The organism is Aeromonas sp. BIGb0445 (assembly GCF_024809075.1).
Taxonomy (GTDB): Bacteria; Pseudomonadota; Gammaproteobacteria; order Enterobacterales; family Aeromonadaceae; genus Aeromonas; species Aeromonas rivuli.
This window is the reverse complement of the sequence record NZ_JANUES010000002.1, coordinates 267,962-285,043: the sequence shown is the minus strand read 5'-3', so window position 1 is coordinate 285,043 and position 17,082 is coordinate 267,962. Positions and strand designations below refer to the sequence as shown.

Annotated in this window: 13 protein-coding genes; 10 read left to right on the top strand and 3 right to left on the bottom strand. The window is 62.7% G+C overall.

Annotated features, from left to right (window positions below; translation table 11 throughout):
- The first annotated feature begins 20 nt into the window (after positions 1-20).
- The 5 genes from M2367_RS04955 to M2367_RS04935 all read left to right on the top strand — a co-directional run bounded on the left by M2367_RS04955 (position 21) and on the right by M2367_RS04935 (position 8,202).
- Positions 21-1,994, top strand: a complete 1,974-nt coding sequence (locus tag M2367_RS04955; protein WP_259235999.1) for a biotin carboxylase N-terminal domain-containing protein — start codon at positions 21-23, stop codon at positions 1,992-1,994.
- A gap of 76 nt (positions 1,995-2,070) precedes the next feature.
- The gene (locus tag M2367_RS04950; protein ID WP_259235998.1) at positions 2,071-3,036 is read left to right on the top strand and encodes a hydroxymethylglutaryl-CoA lyase; all 966 of its coding nucleotides are present in this window, start codon (positions 2,071-2,073) and stop codon (positions 3,034-3,036) included.
- Positions 3,026-3,451 carry a MerR family DNA-binding transcriptional regulator gene (locus M2367_RS04945; RefSeq protein WP_224430583.1) on the top strand — a complete coding sequence of 142 codons (426 nt, stop codon included), beginning with the start codon at positions 3,026-3,028 and terminating at the stop codon, positions 3,449-3,451. Before M2367_RS04950 ends, M2367_RS04945 begins: the two co-directional genes overlap by 11 nt.
- A 173-nt stretch (positions 3,452-3,624) precedes the next feature.
- Positions 3,625-6,558: a DUF748 domain-containing protein gene (locus M2367_RS04940; RefSeq protein ID WP_259235997.1), complete on the top strand. Its 2,934-nt coding sequence runs from the start codon at positions 3,625-3,627 to the stop codon at positions 6,556-6,558.
- 1,047 nt (positions 6,559-7,605) lie between these two features.
- Positions 7,606-8,202, top strand: coding sequence for an acetate uptake transporter (locus tag M2367_RS04935; protein ID WP_042042287.1), 597 nt, complete (start codon positions 7,606-7,608; stop codon positions 8,200-8,202).
- A gap of 140 nt (positions 8,203-8,342) precedes the next feature.
- On the opposite strand, the gene M2367_RS04930 is transcribed toward M2367_RS04935, so the two are convergent.
- Both M2367_RS04930 and M2367_RS04925 read right to left on the bottom strand, forming a co-directional pair.
- On the bottom strand, positions 8,343-9,086 hold the full coding sequence (locus M2367_RS04930; RefSeq protein WP_259236212.1) for a zinc-dependent peptidase: 744 nt from the start codon (positions 9,084-9,086) through the stop codon (positions 8,343-8,345).
- A gap of 131 nt (positions 9,087-9,217) precedes the next feature.
- The gene (locus M2367_RS04925; protein WP_259235996.1) at positions 9,218-9,676 is read right to left on the bottom strand and encodes a GNAT family N-acetyltransferase; all 459 of its coding nucleotides are present in this window, start codon (positions 9,674-9,676) and stop codon (positions 9,218-9,220) included.
- 266 nt (positions 9,677-9,942) lie between these two features.
- Here M2367_RS04925 and M2367_RS04920 point away from each other — a divergent pair, with 266 nt between their 5' ends.
- Positions 9,943-11,445 (top strand): sodium:alanine symporter family protein, encoded by a 1,503-nt coding sequence (locus M2367_RS04920; protein WP_224430586.1) that lies wholly within the window; start codon positions 9,943-9,945, stop codon positions 11,443-11,445.
- Between the two features lie 76 nt (positions 11,446-11,521).
- On the opposite strand, the gene M2367_RS04915 is transcribed toward M2367_RS04920, so the two are convergent.
- Positions 11,522-12,328, bottom strand: a complete 807-nt coding sequence (locus M2367_RS04915; RefSeq protein WP_224430587.1) for a crotonase/enoyl-CoA hydratase family protein — start codon at positions 12,326-12,328, stop codon at positions 11,522-11,524.
- Positions 12,329-12,488: 160 nt separating this feature from the next.
- On the opposite strand from M2367_RS04915, the gene M2367_RS04910 reads away from it, so the two are divergent.
- From M2367_RS04910 to M2367_RS04895, 4 genes are all read left to right on the top strand, one after another.
- Positions 12,489-14,276 (top strand): putative nucleotidyltransferase substrate binding domain-containing protein, encoded by a 1,788-nt coding sequence (locus M2367_RS04910; RefSeq protein WP_259235995.1) that lies wholly within the window; start codon positions 12,489-12,491, stop codon positions 14,274-14,276.
- Position 14,277: 1 nt separating this feature from the next.
- Positions 14,278-14,904 carry a 3'-5' exonuclease gene (locus M2367_RS04905; RefSeq protein WP_224430589.1) on the top strand — a complete coding sequence of 209 codons (627 nt, stop codon included), beginning with the start codon at positions 14,278-14,280 and terminating at the stop codon, positions 14,902-14,904.
- 107 nt (positions 14,905-15,011) lie between these two features.
- Positions 15,012-15,323 carry a DUF485 domain-containing protein gene (locus M2367_RS04900; RefSeq protein WP_050720192.1) on the top strand — a complete coding sequence of 104 codons (312 nt, stop codon included), beginning with the start codon at positions 15,012-15,014 and terminating at the stop codon, positions 15,321-15,323.
- A complete protein-coding gene (locus tag M2367_RS04895) occupies positions 15,320-16,975 on the top strand; it encodes a cation acetate symporter (protein ID WP_224430590.1) in 1,656 nt (551 codons plus the stop codon). The genes M2367_RS04900 and M2367_RS04895 overlap by 4 nt, the downstream gene beginning before the upstream one ends.
- The last annotated feature ends 107 nt before the right edge of the window (positions 16,976-17,082 follow it).

Sequence of the window (17,082 nt, the reverse complement as noted above, 5' to 3'; positions counted from 1 at the left end):
TCATCCCCGGAGCAGATGTCATGACAGAAATAGTCCCGATCAAACGGCTGCTGATCGCCAATCGTGGCGAAATAGCGGTGCGTATCATCAAGACCGCGCGCCGCCTCGGCATTCACACCATCGCCCTCTACTCGGATGCCGACCACCAGGCCATGCCCGTGCGTGAAGCCGACGAGGCCTGGTATCTGGGGCCGGCACCTGCGCGGGAGAGCTACCTCGACGGTGCCAAGGTGCTCGCCATCGCCAAGCAGGCTGGCGCCGACGCCATCCACCCCGGCTATGGTTTTCTCTCTGAGAGCAGCGATTTCGCCCTTGCCTGCGAGGAGGCCGGGATCCGCTTCATCGGCCCCTCGGCGGCCGCCATCCTCGCCATGGGGGACAAATCCGGCGCCAAAGCGCTGATGGAAGCGGCGGGCGTGCCGGTGCTGCCCGGCTATCACGGCGCAGATCAGAGCCTGCTCGCCCTCAGAGCCCATGCCCAGAGCGTCGGCTTTCCCCTGCTCATCAAGGCCGCCAGCGGCGGCGGCGGCAAGGGGATGCGCCGGGTCGAGGCGCTGGCCGATTTCGATGACGCCTTGGGGGCGGTCAAGCGGGAAGCCCTGGCGGCCTTTGGCGATGACAATGTGCTGCTCGAACGCTACCTGGCCGGGGCAAGGCACGTCGAGGTGCAGGTGTTTGCCGACAACAGCGGCTACACCCTCTCCCTCGGGGACAGGGACTGCTCGCTGCAGCGCCGTCATCAGAAGGTGATCGAGGAGGCGCCAGCCCCGGATATCGCCCCCGAGCTGCGCCGCGCCATGAGCGACGCCGCGGTGGCCGCCGCCATGGCCATCGACTATCGCGGGGCTGGCACCATAGAGTTCCTGCTCTGCGAGGGCGCCTTCTATTTCATGGAGATGAATACCCGCCTGCAGGTTGAACACCCTGTGACCGAAGCGGTCACGGGTCTGGATCTGGTGGCCTGGCAGCTCGCCGTCGCCGAAGGACGCCCGTTGCCCCTGAGCCAACATCAGGTTCAGTTGCGCGGCCACGCGGTAGAGGCACGCCTCTACGCCGAGGATGTGGCCGCCGGTTTCCTGCCAGCCAGCGGCCCCATCCACTGGCTGCACTGGCCGACAGGAGTGCGCATCGATACCGGGGTGGCCGCGGGTGACGCCGTGAGCCCTTATTACGACCCCATGATCGCCAAGCTGGTCGCCCATGGCGAGCACCGCGCCCAGGCCCTGGCCAGATTGAGCGAGGCCCTCACGGCCCTGGAGATAGGCCCGCTGACTCACAACGGCGCCTTGCTGGCACGCCTGTGCCAGGAGCCGGACGTGCTGGGAATGCGCCACCATACCCAGTGGCCACTCCCCACCGATCCTCAACCTCTGCCCGAGCTCGCGGGGCCCCTGGCCACCCTCTGGCTCGCCCACAGTGCCGCCAGCAGTGATCCCTGGCACAAGGCGACCGGATTTCGGCTCGGACGACACCAGACCTGGACGGCAGCCGTGACCCTGGCCGGGCAGCGTCATCAACTCACCCTGCACTCATCCGAGGGAAAACTGAGCTGGCAGGGCCAGTCGATCCCCTACGTCATGGCCGAGGATCATATTCGCCTGCAGTGGCAGGGGCGCTGGCAGCGCTACCCTGTCCGAACCTTGCGCCAGGGGGATCAACGCCAACCAGGTTTCGTGCTGACCTTGGCGGGACAACAGATCCCCTTCGGCCCGGCCCAGGAGCTGGCGCAACAGGATCACCACGGGGATGAGGCGAGCGGCAGGTCCGTCACCCTGGCCCCCATGCATGGCCTGGTGGTCGCCCTGCTGATAGAGGCCGGTCAAGCAGTGAGCCGGGGCCAGCCACTGCTGGTGCTGGAGGCAATGAAGATGGAACACCAGCTGCGCGCCCAGCAAGATGGCGTCATCGCCGAACTGCTCTGCCGCGAGGGGGATCAGGTCAGCCAGGGGGCTCCCCTGGTGCGCTTTTTGGAGAGTACAGAGGCCGCCAGCTAGCCATGACAGGGCTCACAGCAGCCTTCTTGCCACCACATAGTGGTTGGCCGCCACCAGAGTCATAGAGGGGATCAGCATGACGCAGATAATGGAGCAGGATGACAGGGTCAGCCTGGTCGAGATGGGGCCAAGGGATGGCCTGCAAAACGAAGTGGTCCAGCTCACGCTGCCCCAGAAGCTGGCGCTGATCCGGCGACTCGGCGAGAGCGGCTTGCAGCGCATCGAGGTCGGCGCCTTTGTCTCCCCGAAACGGGTGCCCCAGATGGCAGACTCCGCCGCCCTGCTGGCCGCCCTGCCCCGGGGCGCCATGCCGGGCAGAGCGCCGGTTCGATATGGCGCCCTGGTGCCCAACCTGCAAGGGCTGCAGGGGGCCATCAACGCTCGGGTCGATGAGATTGGCCTGTTCACCGCCTGCACGGATGGCTTCACCCGGGCCAATATCGGCATCAGCGTGGAGGAGTCCCTGGTGCGCTTCGCCCCTCTGGTGCAGGAGGCGCGCCGTCTGGGCATCCGGGTGCGCGGTTATCTCTCCACCGTCATCGCCTGCCCCTTCGATGGCCCGACCCGTCCCAAGCGGGTGGCGGCCATGGCCGAACGGTTGCTGGATCTGGGCTGCCACGAAATATCCCTCGGGGACACCACTGGGGTCGGCACCCCAGGCACTGTGGTGCCCATGCTCGACGCCGTGCTGCGGGAGATCCCCGCCGGGCGCCTGGCGGTGCACTTTCACGATACCTATGGTCAGGCCCTGGCCAATTTGATGCCAGCCCTGGAGCGTGGCATTCGCACCATCGACAGCTCGGTGGCCGGGCTCGGCGGCTGCCCTTATGCACCGGGGGCGTCCGGTAATCTGGCCAGTGAAGAGGTGGTCTATCTGTTGCGAGGGCTGGGCATGCAGACCGGGGTGGATCTCGATAGCCTCGCCGCCACCGGCCAATGGGTGAGCGAGCTGCTTGGCCGACCCAATGCCTCCCGGGTCGGTCGCGCCCTCGCCGCCCGGCGAGAAATGGACAACCACCAGGGGGGCTGCCATGTCAGATAATCACGCCGGCAAGGAGGTCACCTACAGCATCTCGGAACTGGCGCAGGAGTTTGACATCACGGCCCGCACCATTCGCTACTACGAAGATGAGGGGCTCATCTCCCCGACCCGGGAGGGCCAGAATCGCATCTACAGCCACAAGGACAAGATCCGTCTCAAGCTGACCCTGCGCGGCAAGCGCCTCGGCTTTAGCCTGGCCGAGATCCGCGAACTCTTTGACATGTATGACACCGACAGATCCAGCCGCACCCAGTTGCTCTCCATGGTTCAGCTCATTGAGTCCAAGCGCGAGGCGTTGCGCCAACAGCAAGAAGACATCCAGATGGTGCTGGCCGAGCTGGAAAGCGCCGAGCGACGTTGCGCCGGGGCCCTCGATAATCTCGGTGATCAGGGGGGATTGGGCCAGCTGGGCTGATGCGCAATAAGAGGCGGGTAATTGCAGGCCTGGACCAAACGGACGTTGGACCAGCCTGCCTGCGATCCCCTGCCCCGACGTGAAGAGCAGTAGGAGGCGATTGACGCTGCCTATGGCCCTTAGCCCCAAGGGCATGTTATAGCTAGCGCGTCTCGCCCCTTCAGGAGAATTCGATGGCTCTGCCTTCCCGCCGCCTTGTGCTGTCGCTCATCGCCGGCCTGCTACTGCTGCTCTTCATCGGAGTCATCGTATTGCTGTGGCAAGCCCCCGCCCTGACGGTGCGCTATCTGCCCGGCTGGTTGAAACAGGAGTATGGCCTCAACCTCACCCTGGGCAAGATCCAGGTCAATCTGCAACAACCCTCATTGACCCTGGGCCCCAGCGCCCTCACCGATGAGAACGGCAATCCCCTGCTCAGCCTGGCCGAGCTCAGCCTCAGACCCGATCTCAAGGCAAGTTGGCACCAAAAGGGCCTGGTACTCACCGAGGCGACCCTGCTCGCCCCCAAACTGGCGTTGCAGCGGCTGGCCCCCGACCCCAAACAGCCAGGCACGCCCCGCTTCAATTTGACCGATGCCCTGAGCCAGTTGCTTGCCCCCTCCCCCAGGGCCGCCAGTGAGCCACCCGGTTCTCCCCCCTTGTTCGAGATAGCCAGGCTGACGCTGCAGCAGGGCAGCCTGACTTATCGGGACAGCCGTCCCGCACAGGCCGATGGCTGGTTGCCGCCCCAAACCCTGACGGGGCTGACGCTCACCCTGACCAATATCCGCTCGCTTCCCGATCAGAACACGCTCTACACCCTGACCGCCAATCTCGGCAAGAGTCCGCTAAAGGCCGAGGGCAGTTTCAATTTGAGTGGCGCCAGCCAGGGCACTCTCAGCCTGGCCAAGCTGCCCCTCAAGGCTTTTTCCCCGCTCTGGGCCCCCTATCTGACGCTGGATTTGAACAAGGGTCAGGCCAGCGCCCGGGCCAGCTATCGCCTGACCCTGGGCAAGCAGGGACTGGATTGGCAACTGAGCAAGGGCAAGTTGACCCTGGATGGGTGGCAACTGACACACCCCAAGGGGGCAGAGTTTGCCCGCTTCACGCAACTGGCGCTGAGTGATATCAATCTGGATAGCCGGCAGCAACTGCTGAAAATTGGCACCCTGAACCTGCAGCAACCTGTGCTGCGCGCCGCCCTGGATGCTCAGCACAACCTGGACTTGAGCAAGGTATTGGCGCCCCGGCTTGCACAGACGAAGCCCAAGCCCGCCACCACCAAGGGGGGCAAGGCCGCCAAGCCACAGAGTGCTCCCTGGCGCTGGCAGCTCGGCCAGATTGCGCTGCACAAAGGCAGTCTCAACCTGCTCGAATCGAGCAGCGGCAAGCCGCTGACCCGCGAGCTGACGAGCCTCGAACTGACCCTGAGCGGACTCGATAACCGCCTGGGCAAGGCAAGCCCCCTCACCCTGAAGAGCAGCCTCAACCAGCAGGCTCAGATCGCCTTCGAGGGCAAACTGACCCCCATGCCCTTCGCCCTGGAGGGGGAGATCAAGCAGCAAGGATTGCCACTGAGCTGGGCCCAGCCCTATCTGCAGGCGCGCGCCCGCGTCAAGGTACAAGAGGGAGTGCTGTCGAGCCGGCTCAAGCTCGCCCTCGCCACCAATGACAAGGGTGACCTCACCAAGTTTGACCTTGGCGGCGGGCTCGACATCGATGGACTCAATGTGTTGAGTCGCGCCGACAACCAGCGCTTGCTGCAGATAGCCCGACTCGAGCTGACCGGGCTCCACTATGAGGGGATCAGCCAGCAGGTGAAGATAGATGACATCTTGTTGCGTCAACCCTTCGCCCGCATCGAGATCAACGAGGATGGCACCACCAATGTTCAGCAGCTGATCTTGCCTGCCCCTGCGGCTGGCGAGGGCTCAGCGACTACCCATGCAGGCCCGGAGCCTCGCTTGGTCATCGATCAGATCCGTGTCCAGCAGGGCAATCTGCGCTTTGCCGATCGCAGCCTGAGCCAGGAGTTCAATGCCGATATCGCCGATCTGAACGGTCAGAGCCGCCACATCACCAATATTCCCAACCAGCGATCCGACATCGCCTTCAACGGCAAGGTCGACAAATATGCCCCCGTGACCATCAGGGGCGGCGCCAACCTGCTCATCGATGAGCCCGAGCTGGACTTGGCCGTCGCCTTCAACAATCTGGAGATGACCAGCTTCAGCCCCTATTCCGGCACCTATGCGGGCTATGCCATCGACAAGGGGCAGCTCACCATGAAGCTCAACTATCGCCTGGTCGGTAACCGCCTGGAGGGCGACAACGACATCATCATCAAGAAGCTGCAACTGGGCGAGAAGATAGCCAGTGACAAGGCCAAGGATCTGCCACTGGGACTGGCTGTGGCCCTGCTCAGCGATGCCAATGGCGTCATCAGGCTCAACCTCAAGGTGAAGGGCAACCTGGATCAGCCTGATTTCAGCCTGGGGAGCATCTTCTGGAATGTGCTGGGCAACACGCTGCGCAAGGCCATCACCTCCCCCTTCTCCCTGCTTGCCTCCCTCGCGGGAGGGACGAAAGATCTCGATGAACTCTCCTTTGCGCCCGGCGAGTATGAGCTGACACAGAGCCAGCAGAGCAAGCTGGCCAAGCTCGCCGAGGCGCTCAAGGCCAGACCCCAGCTCAGCATGAATATCCGCGGCAAGGTGAATTTCAATGAGGAGCGCCCCCTGCTGCAACGCCAGAAGCTGGAGCGGGTACTGGCCAGGATCACCGGCAGCCCGGTTGACCTGACCCGACTTGGCCAAGATGAGGCCATGCAGACCGCCCTGGCCCAGGCCTATCAGGAGCGCTTCAAGGAGGATGTCGCGGCCCTGGCGGACCGGCTCGGCCTGGCGGTCACCAGCATGGCGCTGCGGGATCAGGCGGTCATCTTGCTGCGGGATCAGCAGCTCATCACCGCCAAGTCACTGCGCAACCTTGCCATGGCCCGGGCCCGCAACACCAAGAGCTATCTGGTCGAGACACAAGCCATTACCCCGGATCGCCTGTTCGTGCTCGACAGCCAGGTCAAGGAGACTGACAAGACCGCCAGGGTGGTGCTCACCCTGGATGAGTGAGCTGCCCACTCGGCTGGGCAAACACATTGGGGATGGCTCCTCTGTCTCTGCCCTTCACCCTGTGATGCAGGCAACCAGCGCACAGGAGCGACCCGCGCGACTTGCGCGGCATCCCCGGCGACGCCTCCGCACGGGGTCCTCCTCTCCCCGATCAGCCCCTTCTCCGGGATGGATGTCAGGCCGTCTCTGAGCGAGGCCGCGCTGATGGCCAGCGTGAGCACCGCCTGCGACAGGGGCTCACTCTCCCTTCAATGGGGGCTGAATAACCCCCCGTTATCGCCAGCTGCGGCACCCGGTTCGTCACTGCCATCCCACCTATGAGCCTGCCAATGCGCGGGCATGAGCCCCGTTCAAGTGGGCTTCACACGGGAGGTGCCCGACGCCGAACCGCTGCTAAACCAATTGGCGCTGAGCTCTGTCACACTGTGTTTCAAACATGGCCATCAAACTCTGGTTTGATGGCATATTCGTTTGAAATGCAACCATCTCTTTGTCGGCTCGTGTGGAGACAATCCTGACGGCCCCGGACCAGTCAATGATCCCGGCAGCCCCAGTTGCCCTGCCTCGCCGGTTGTGGGAATGAGATCCCGTATCTCGAGAGAGACGACCCCACCTGGTGCCCTCACCTGCCGAGGCTAGCGATACCTGCGGCGGACACCGTACCTGGCATCTCATCAACAGTTGATGAAGAGAGTGGCCTCCTTGTGGCGGCGAGGGATGCGCTGCGGATGCTGCACTTGGCATCACATCAACGGCGCAGAGAGATAGCGACGCCCAACGGCCCCCTCCCCCGACCGACCAGACCAGATCAGGTCAGGTCAGACCTGATGGCATCCAATCTGGTAATAAACACAAAAAAACAACCTGTTCCCTACCTTTTATTTACCAATTAACCACTGATTAGCCACGATTGAACCCTGCGCTGGTCTGAGTTGTAGTTTTTTTACTATTTAACTGCCCTTTCCCCTTGCGAGGGCGTGGAGCCCTGCCTAAAATCCCGCGTCCTTTGAACAACCCCCACACATTTTTGGAGAACACCACGTGAGCGTGAGCGAAAAACTGGCCAACCCTGCCCCCCTCGGTCTGATGGGCTTCGGCATGACCACTGTCCTGCTGAACATCCACAATGCGGGTTTCTTCCCCATCAGCGCCATGATCCTGGCCATGGGCCTGTGCTATGGCGGTCTGGCCCAGATCATCGCCGGTATCATGGAATACAAGCGTGGCAATACATTCGGCGTCACCGCCTTCATCTCCTACGGCACCTTCTGGTGGAGCCTGGTACTGCTGATGGTCCTGCCGGCAATGGGCCTGGCCGAAGCCACCCCCGCCGCCTTCATGGGTTGGTACCTGCTGATGTGGGGCATGTTCACCCTCTTCATGATGGTCGGGACAGTCAACTACCCGCGCGCCAAACAGTTCGTGTTCGCCTCCCTGACCGTGCTGTTCTTCCTGCTGGCTGCCCACAACTTCACCGGTAGCGCACTGATCGGTCACATCGCCGGTTTCGAAGGCATCATCTGCGGTGCCAGCGCCATCTACCTGGCCATGGCGACCGTGATCAATGAGCAGTTCGGTCGCACCGTATTGCCGATTGGCGATCACAAGAAAGCCGCCACCGTGCAGCTTAAAGCCGCCGCCTAAACGCCCGCAGGCAAGGGCCAGCCTCAGGTTGACCCTCGCCACGGCGATGAAACACAGAAGGCACCCCCAGGGGTGCCTTCTTGCTATCTGTCCCTTGCCAACCGCACGCCTCTGCGCAGTCCGCTTCTCTTGTACGCGGACTAAGGTGACGGCGAATCCCGCTCCCCCTCGTCAGCCTCCGGCTGCCGTTGCAGGGGCTCCTGGCCATAGAAGCGGGTGAACAAGCCATACACCGCCGGGAAGGCGTGATGCAGCTGCCGGGGTTGGCTGAAGAAGAGCTCGCTGCACACGGCAAAAAACTCGGCCGGATGACTGGCAGCATAAGAGTCTATCAATGTCGTCTCCCCCCGCTCGCACTGGCCCTGAAGCTGGTCGAATGCCTGCTGGCAGGTGACGGCCCACTCAGATCCTGTCAAACCCGCTGGCAAAGGGGGCGCGCCGTCGGCCTCTCCCCCCAGCATGTCGAGCTTGTGGGCAAGCTCGTGGATGATGAGGTTATAGCCATCCCAATCACCGTCCTGCTGCAGCTCGCTCCAGGCCAGCACCAGCGGCCCCTGTGGCCAGGCCTCGCCGGCATTCTCCTCCTCCCACTCGCTCACCAGACCGAACTCGTCCTGCACCTGCTGACGGCGAGCGACGGGCTCGGGAATGATGATGATCTCATGAAAGCCCCGATACCAGTCGAGACTGAGCGCCAGAATGGGCAAGGCACCTTGCAGTGCCAGGGCACGCCGTTGACGCTCACTCAGCTCGACACCGAGCAGGGTCCAGCTCTTGCGCTCGAGCAGGCGGCGCGCCAGAGTCACCAACTGAGCCTGCTGGGCCTCACTCAAGCCATGGAGAATAGGGATGGCAGCAAACAACCCCTGCCACTCCTCCTCCATGGGTCTGCCCGGTGATTGGGCATCTGCGACGGCCTTGCACTGACTCGGTGCACCCAACAGGGTGCAGAGCAAGCGACTTGCCCTGATAGCTGACCACACGCTCGCCACTCAATACCTCGACCATTGGGATGTCATTGTGATAGCAGGGATTTGACGAAGCGCGTTGGCTTTTCCCGATAACCCTGCTGCTGATAGAAGTGATGGGCCCGCTCACGGTGCGGGCTGCTGGAGAGTTCAATCTGGCCACAACCGGCCTCCCGGGCCACCTGTTCGGCGGCCGCCAGCAAGGCGGCCCCCCAGCCCTGACCGCGAGCCTCTTCATCGACCACCAGCGCCGAGATCAATGCCCAGCCTGGCGCCAGATGCAGAGGCCGCAACAGATGCAGCACCAGCACCCCCGTCACGCCGTGCAGGTTTTCACTCACCAGCACCTGTCGTCCGGGCTCCATCGCCAGCAGATCCGCCACCAGCCTGCCGGGTTCATCCCCATAGCCGAGCTGGACAAAGAGCCTCGCCATCACCTCCGCATCGGCGACCCCTGCCAGGCGTATGCCCTCACCGGGACCGATATCTTCCATCTGCTCGTTCATGATTGGCCTCAAAATTGCTCTATCACTGCCAAGGCACTGTTTCAGGAGAAAATAACGCCGTTTCATCCCGTTAATCAAGCCGTGAAAAGCGCGCCACCATATCGAGTTCACAAATTGGCAACATTAACGCAAATTTCACTGGGAAGCGCCGAAGCAAGTCGATATGTTAAACGCCTCGGCCGAGGCCGACAGCAGAAATGACTGAATAACAAAGATCGAGTGGGCAAAAGCCCGCCGGAAGTCTCACAACAAAGGAGTTGTTGTACATGAACGAGATCGTCAATGCCATCAATGGTGTGATTTGGAGCCCTGCGCTCATCTATCTGTGCCTCGGGGTAGGTTTCTATTTCTCCTGCCGCACCCGCTTCCTGCAACTGCGCCATATCAAGGAGATGGTGCGGTTGATGATGGACGGCAAGGCAACCGATGCCGGTGTCTCCTCCTTCCAGGCGCTGACCATGACCCTGGCAGGCCGAGTCGGGACAGGTAACATCGCAGGGGTGGCCACCGCCATCACCTTCGGTGGCCCCGGCGCCCTGTTCTGGATGTGGATGGTGGCCTTCCTTGGCGCCAGCTCCGCCTTTGTGGAGTCCACCCTGGGTCAGGTTTATAAAGAGAAGATCAACGGTGAATTCCGTGGTGGTCCCGCCTTCTATATCGAGAAGGGTCTGGGGATGAGCTGGTATGCCTGGACCTTCGCCATCGCCACCATCTTCGCCTGCGGCGTGTTGCTGCCTGGGGTGCAAGCGAACTCCATCGGCTCCAGCCTGCAGACCGCCTTTGATATTGACCCCAACGTCACCGCCGCCGGTCTGGCTCTGCTGCTGGGCTTCATCATCTTCGGTGGCGTCAAGCGCATCGCCCACTTTGCCTCGACGGTGGTGCCCTTCATGGCACTGGGCTACATCATTGTGGCCTGCGTCATCATCGCCCTCAATATCGGCCAACTGCCAGGTGTCATCCTGCTTATCTGGAAGAGCGCCTTCGGTCTGGATGCCGGTTTCGGTGCCATTCTGGGTCTGGCCATCATGTGGGGGGTCAAGCGCGGTATCTATTCCAACGAAGCCGGTCAGGGTACTGGCCCCCATGCCTCGTCCGCAGCGGCCGTGAGCCACCCGGCCAAACAGGGTCTGGTCCAGGCGTTCTCCGTCTACATCGATACCCTGTTTGTCTGCTCCGCCACCGGTTTCATGCTGCTTATTACTGGGCTTTATAACGTACAGGGTCCGGACGGCGCCGCCCTCTATACCGGCATCGCCGGCATCGCCGCAGGCCCTGGCTATGTGCAGACCGCCATGGAGAGCATGATGCCCGGCTTTGGCAACATCTTCGTCGCCATCGCGCTCTTCTTCTTCGCCTTCACCACCATCGTCGCCTACTACTACATCGCCGAGACCAACATTGCCTTCATCAACCGCAAGATCAATCGCCCCTGGTTGACCTTCGTGCTGAAGATTGGCTTGATGGCCGCCACCGTGTACGGCACCGTCAAGACCGCCGACTTGGCCTGGGGACTAGGTGATATTGGCGTCGGTCTGATGGCCTGGTTGAACATCATCGCCATCCTGCTGATGCAAAAAACCGCCTTCATCTGCCTGAAGGATTACGAAAGCCAGAAGGCTCAGGGAGTCGACCCCGTCTTCCACCCCGAGAAGCTTGGCATCAAGAACGCCGACTACTGGACGGGTCGCCGCTCCGAGCACAATCTGGAGCAGGAACATAACGGCCACGAATTCGAGCCAGACCGCGAGCCAGGTGCTAGCAAGTAAGCCCGATATTCACTCATCAAAATGGCAGCCTCGGCTGCCATTTTTCATGTTGTCTGCTGCCCGGCGTGGGCTCGGCTCAGTGCCGGTCACGGCGTGGCCCAAAGCGCAGTCGCCAGCCAAACAGCCCGTTGAGGGTGGCCCGCCACTGATTGGGGCGTCCCAGGATCTGCCTCTGCAAACGGGTCTCTTCGTTGAGCATCGTCTCGTCACTGTGCGCCCAAGCCTGACGGTAAAGGTGTTTGATCCCCGCCAGTGCATCCGGTGATTTACCCAGCAGGCTATTGGCGAAAGCACGGGCCTCGGCCAGGGGATCCTCGCAGACCCGGCTCACCAGCCCCAGCGCCTTGGCCTCGGGGGCCAGCAACTCGCGTCCGCTCATGGCAAGCTCCATGGCAGTATCGACGCCCATAAGGTTGCGCAGGGTGACGCTGCCGCTCATGTCCGGGATGATGCCCCACTTGATCTCCATCACCGAGAAGCGGCAATCCGGCGTGCTGAAGCGAAAATCGGCGCCCAATGCAATCTGCAGGCCGCCACCGAAACAGACCCCCTGGGTGACGACGATCACCGGCACCGACAGCTGACGCCAGCCATAGGCCACCCGCTGGGCCAGATTGGTCGCCTCGTCCGCCTCGCGCTTCAAGATATCCAGCGCGGCCAGCGGCTGCTTGAGCATGGCCTTCACATCCAGCCCGGCGCAGAAGCCGCGCCCCTCTCCGTGCAGGATCACGGCCCTCAGCCCGGGCATCTGCCGCAGACTCTGCAGCGTCTGATCCAGGGCCCTGAACATGGGCAAGTCCAACGCATTGAGCTTGTCTGGCCGGCTCAGCATCACCTCGGCGATGCCGTCCCGGATCTCCCATTTGACCCTTGGTTTATCCATGTCCCCTGCCCTCTCCTTAGTCGATACTGGTCATACCACCAAATTATCAGAGTGTTACCGACGGGTACAGGGAGGCGAGAGCCTCCGTGCGACTAAAGTCGGCTGGCCCCGCTCCGGCCGCTTTGTCAGACTGGCCTCACGCCCCCGGCCGAGACCCGCCATGACCATCTTGTTCAACTTCAGCCGCCCGCCGTTTGACTGCCTCGGGGAAGCGGCGCGCCAGCGGCTCGGACAGAGCCTCAGCATCTGTTACTTTCGGGCGGGCCAGACGGTACTGAACCCCGGTGAAGCCCCACCTGGGCTCTATCTCGTCATCAAGGGGGCGGTGGAGGAGTCGAGCACCCACCAGTCATTCGGGGATTATGGCGAGGGGGATCTGTTCGACGTGCGCGCCCAGTTCGATGGCCACTGCCGCCATGGCTTCAGCGCCCTGGAGGACTGCCTCTGCCAGCTCATTCCCCGCGCCGTGTTTCAGGTGCTCTGCACCGACAACCCCGATTTTGCCCACTACTTCACCGCCACCCTGACGGAACGCCAGCGCGAGCAGGATCGGCGCAGCCAACTCGGCCAGCAGAATCTGGCGGAATTCATCCTGACCCGGATTGAGCCCTGCCACCTGCAGCCACCGCTCCTCGTCGAGAGCCGACTCAGCCTGCTGGCCGCGACCGAAGCCATGGCCAGCCAGAGCAGCGATTGTCTGCTCTATCCCGCCGCCGACGGCAGTCTGAGCCTGGCAACCCGCAAGACCCTGCTCCATGCCCTGACTCTCAAGGGACTGCCTCTGACGGCGCCGCTGGTGGTACTGACTCCGGCGTCGCTGATCGGCCTAGCGCAAGGCAGCTATTTGTTCGACGCCCTGCTGCTGATGACCCGCCACCGCATCAAGCGGCTGGTCATCTGGCAGGGGCAGGAGGTTGCAGGGATACTGCACCTGACCCAGGTGCTGGGGCTCTTCTCAACCCACTCCCATGTACTGACCCTGCGCATCGCCCGGGCAGACAGCCAGGCCGCCCTGGAGGCCGTCGCCCGGGAACAACAACAGCTGACCCGCTCGCTATTTGCCCAGGGGATCCACACCGCCTTCCTGATGAGACTCATCGCCACCCTCAACGAGCAGCTGATCGCCAAGGCCTTCGCCCTGGTGATCCCCCCCGAGGTGCAGGATAAGGTGTGCCTGCTGATGCTGGGATCGGAGGGTCGTAGCGAGCAAATCCTCAAGACCGATCAGGACAACGCCCTGATCCTGCCCGCCAGCCTGCAGTGGCCAAGCCAGCAGGCAGACCTTGCCGCCTTCGGCGCCCTGCTGGAGCGGCTCGGTTATCCCCCCTGTCCGGGCCGGGTGATGGTCAACAATCCCGCCTGGGTGAAAGAAGCAACGCAATGGCAGCAAGCAATAGAACGGGCCTGCCTCGAGGCCAGCGAAGCCGACTTGCTCTGGCTCGCCACCTTGGCCGATGCCCAGCCCATCGCCGGTGATCGCAGCCTGCTGCCCCCCATCGCCCACAGGCTAAGGGAGCAGCTCGCCGATCGGCCCGATCTGCTGGCGGAGATGGCCCGCGCCGCGGTCGCCTTTCACACCCCCCTCACCCTGTTTGGCCGGCTGGCCCAGGAGCCCGAGGGGCTGGATCTCAAGCGCGGTGGCCTGTTTGCGCTGGTACACGGCATCCGCCTGCTGGCGCTGGAGGCCAAGATCCTGGAGACCTCCACCCTGGGTCGCATCGAGGCGCTGGTATCTGCGGGCCGGCTCAGCAGCGATTACGGCGCCAATCTGGCGGAGGCGTTTAGGCTCTTCGTGCGCTTGCGCCTGCGCAGCCAACTCAAGGAGGGCGACGATCGGGTGCGAGTGGCGACACTCAGTCACGGCGAGCGGGATCTGCTGCGCCATGCCCTGCATCAGGTGAAGAAATTCCAGCAGTGGCTCGGCTTGCACTTTCGTCTGAGGCAATAACATGTGGAATCGCTGCCGACGCCGTTGGATTGGCCGGGCTTTTCGTCACGGGGAGTTCGCCCCGCTCTTTGCTACGCCCCCAAAGGAGGAGTGGGTAGCCCTCGATCTCGAGACCACCAGCCTGGATCCCGCGCAGGCGGAAATCGTCGCCATCGGCGCGGTGCGTATCCAGGGTAACAGGCTGCTCACCGGCGAGGCACTCTCCCTGCGGGTGCAGGCGCCCGCCAGCCTGAGCGAACAATCGGTGGCGATTCACGGCCTGCGCCATCAAGATTTGCAGCAGGGCATGGCGCTGGAGGCCGCGCTGCGCCAGCTGTTGGCCTTCATCGGCCCACGTGAACTGGTGGGCTACCACATAGCCTATGACCTGCGCATCCTCAACCTCGCCTGCCAGAAACAGTGGGGGCTGCAGTTGCCGCAACGGGGGATAGAGGTGAGCCGGCTCTATCACGATCACCTCTATCGGCGCTACCCGGGTGCGGTCATCAATCTGCACCTGGCCGCCATCAGCAGCCATCTGGGGCTGCCTGCCCTGCCCGCCCACGACGCCCTGGCGGATGCCATCACCGCCGCCCTCATTTTCCTGCGTCTGCGCTTGGGTGGCCCCCTGGCTTATCCCAAAGTCTAATTGCCGATCAATAACATTTAATTCACATTTCCATTACATGAGCGGGCGTCCTGCTCGGTAGAGACATCCTTCATTCACAGCCGACATTCATGTCATGGAGAAATGCAATGGAACAGCAACGTTATCTGAGGATCCAGCAAGATCCTGTCTTCCAGGAGTTGGTCAGCAAACGCCAACGCTTCGCCTGGACCCTCTCCATCCTGATGCTGGGGCTCTACCTGGCGTTTATCCTGCTCATCGCCTTCGCCCCCGGCTGGCTCGGCACGCCGCTGAGCGAAGGCTCCGCCATCACCCGTGGCATTCCCGTCGGTGTGGGGCTGATCCTCTCCTCCTTCGTGCTGACCGGCATCTATGTGTATCGCGCCAACGGCGAGTTTGACGAGCTGAACAACAAGATCCTCAAGGGAGCCCAATCATGAAAGGCAAGTCTCTGCTGCTGCTCGGCAGCCTGATGTCCACTCCCCTGCTGGCGGCCGATGCGCTGACCGGCGAGGTGCAACGCCAGCCCTTGAACGTGCCGGCCATCGTCATGTTCGTGGCCTTCGTGGCCGCCACCCTGTTCATCACCTACTGGGCCTCCAAGCGCAACCGCTCGGCCTCCGACTACTATGCCGCCGGCGGGCGCATCACCGGCTTCCAGAATGGCCTGGCCATCGCCGGTGACTACATGTCTGCCGCCTCCTTCCTTGGCATCTCCGCCCTGGTCTATACCTCGGGCTACGACGGCCTGATTTATTCCATCGGCTTTTTGGTGGGCTGGCCCATCATCTTGTTCCTGATCGCAGAGCGGCTGCGCAACCTCGGCAAGTACACCTTCGCCGACGTGGCCTCCTATCGCCTCAAACAGACCTCGGTGCGCACCTTGTCTGCCAGCGGATCCCTGGTGGTGGTGGCGCTCTACCTGATCGCCCAGATGGTGGGTGCCGGCAAGCTGATCGAGCTATTGTTCGGCCTGCAATATCACATCGCCGTGGTGCTGGTCGGTATCCTGATGGTGCTCTACGTGCTGTTTGGCGGCATGCTGGCCACCACCTGGGTGCAGATCATCAAGGCGGTGATGCTGCTGTCCGGTGCCTCTTTCATGGCCATCATGGTGATGAAATCGGTCAACTACGACATCGGTGCTCTGTTCAGCGAGGCCGTCAAGGTCCACGCCAATGGCGCCGCCATCATGAGCCCGGGCGGCCTGGTGGCCGACCCCATCTCCGCCATCTCGCTCGGGCTGGCGCTGATGTTCGGCACCGCCGGCCTGCCCCACATCCTGATGCGTTTCTTTACCGTGAGCGATGCCAAGGAAGCGCGCAAATCGGTGTTCTACGCCACCGGCTTCATCGGTTACTTCTACATCCTGACCTTCATCATCGGTTTTGGCGCCATCTTGCTGGTCAGCACCAACCCGGACTTCAAGGACGCCACCGGCGCCCTGCTCGGCGGCACCAACATGGCGGCAGTCCACTTGGCCGATGCGGTCGGCGGCAGCCTGTTCCTCGGCTTCATCAGCGCCGTGGCCTTCGCCACCATCTTGGCGGTGGTTGCCGGCCTGACCCTGGCGGGCGCCTCCGCGGTGTCTCACGATCTCTATGCTTGCGTGCTGAAGGACGGCAAAGCCAACGAAGTCGATGAGCTGCGCGTCTCCAAGATGACCACCCTGGTACTGGGTGTCGTCGCCATCGGTCTTGGCATCTTGTTCGAGAAGCAGAACATCGCTTTCATGGTGGGTCTGGCCTTCTCCATCGCGGCGAGCTGCAACTTCCCGGTGCTGTTCCTCTCCATGTTCTGGTCACGCCTGAGCACCCGTGGCGCCGTCTATGGCGGCTGGCTGGGGCTGGTGAGCGCCGTGACCCTGATGATCCTGGGCCCCACCATCTGGGTGAAGGTACTGGGTCACGCCGAGGCGATTTTCCCCTACGAATACCCTGCGCTCTTCTCGATGCTGCTGGCCTTTGTCGGGATCTGGTTCTTCTCGGTGACCGACAAGTCCCAGAACGCCAGCGAGGAACACCAGAAGTTCTTCCCGCAGTTCGTGCGCTCCCAGACCGGGCTCGGTGCCTCCGGCGCCAGCTCCCACTGAGAGGATTGAGTTTCTTGACAAGCCGGCCCTGGGCCGGCTTTTTTCATGACCCGTTCCCCCCATGCAATAGCGCCAGATCACAGTTCCTGCTAAAACTTTCGGCAGAT

Coding starts and splice junctions, on each gene's coding strand:
- M2367_RS04895 (WP_224430590.1), top strand. CDS start 15,320: ATGAAAGGCAAGTCTCTGCTGCTGCTCGGCAGCCTGATGTCCACTCCC.
- M2367_RS04915 (WP_224430587.1), bottom strand. CDS start 12,328: ATGGATAAACCAAGGGTCAAATGGGAGATCCGGGACGGCATCGCCGAG.
- M2367_RS04910 (WP_259235995.1), top strand. CDS start 12,489: ATGACCATCTTGTTCAACTTCAGCCGCCCGCCGTTTGACTGCCTCGGG.
- M2367_RS04945 (WP_224430583.1), top strand. CDS start 3,026: ATGTCAGATAATCACGCCGGCAAGGAGGTCACCTACAGCATCTCGGAA.
- M2367_RS04920 (WP_224430586.1), top strand. CDS start 9,943: ATGAACGAGATCGTCAATGCCATCAATGGTGTGATTTGGAGCCCTGCG.
- M2367_RS04900 (WP_050720192.1), top strand. CDS start 15,012: ATGGAACAGCAACGTTATCTGAGGATCCAGCAAGATCCTGTCTTCCAG.
- M2367_RS04925 (WP_259235996.1), bottom strand. CDS start 9,676: ATGAACGAGCAGATGGAAGATATCGGTCCCGGTGAGGGCATACGCCTG.
- M2367_RS04930 (WP_259236212.1), bottom strand. CDS start 9,086: ATGGAGGAGGAGTGGCAGGGGTTGTTTGCTGCCATCCCTATTCTCCAT.
- M2367_RS04950 (WP_259235998.1), top strand. CDS start 2,071: ATGACGCAGATAATGGAGCAGGATGACAGGGTCAGCCTGGTCGAGATG.
- M2367_RS04905 (WP_224430589.1), top strand. CDS start 14,278: ATGTGGAATCGCTGCCGACGCCGTTGGATTGGCCGGGCTTTTCGTCAC.
- M2367_RS04940 (WP_259235997.1), top strand. CDS start 3,625: ATGGCTCTGCCTTCCCGCCGCCTTGTGCTGTCGCTCATCGCCGGCCTG.
- M2367_RS04955 (WP_259235999.1), top strand. CDS start 21: ATGACAGAAATAGTCCCGATCAAACGGCTGCTGATCGCCAATCGTGGC.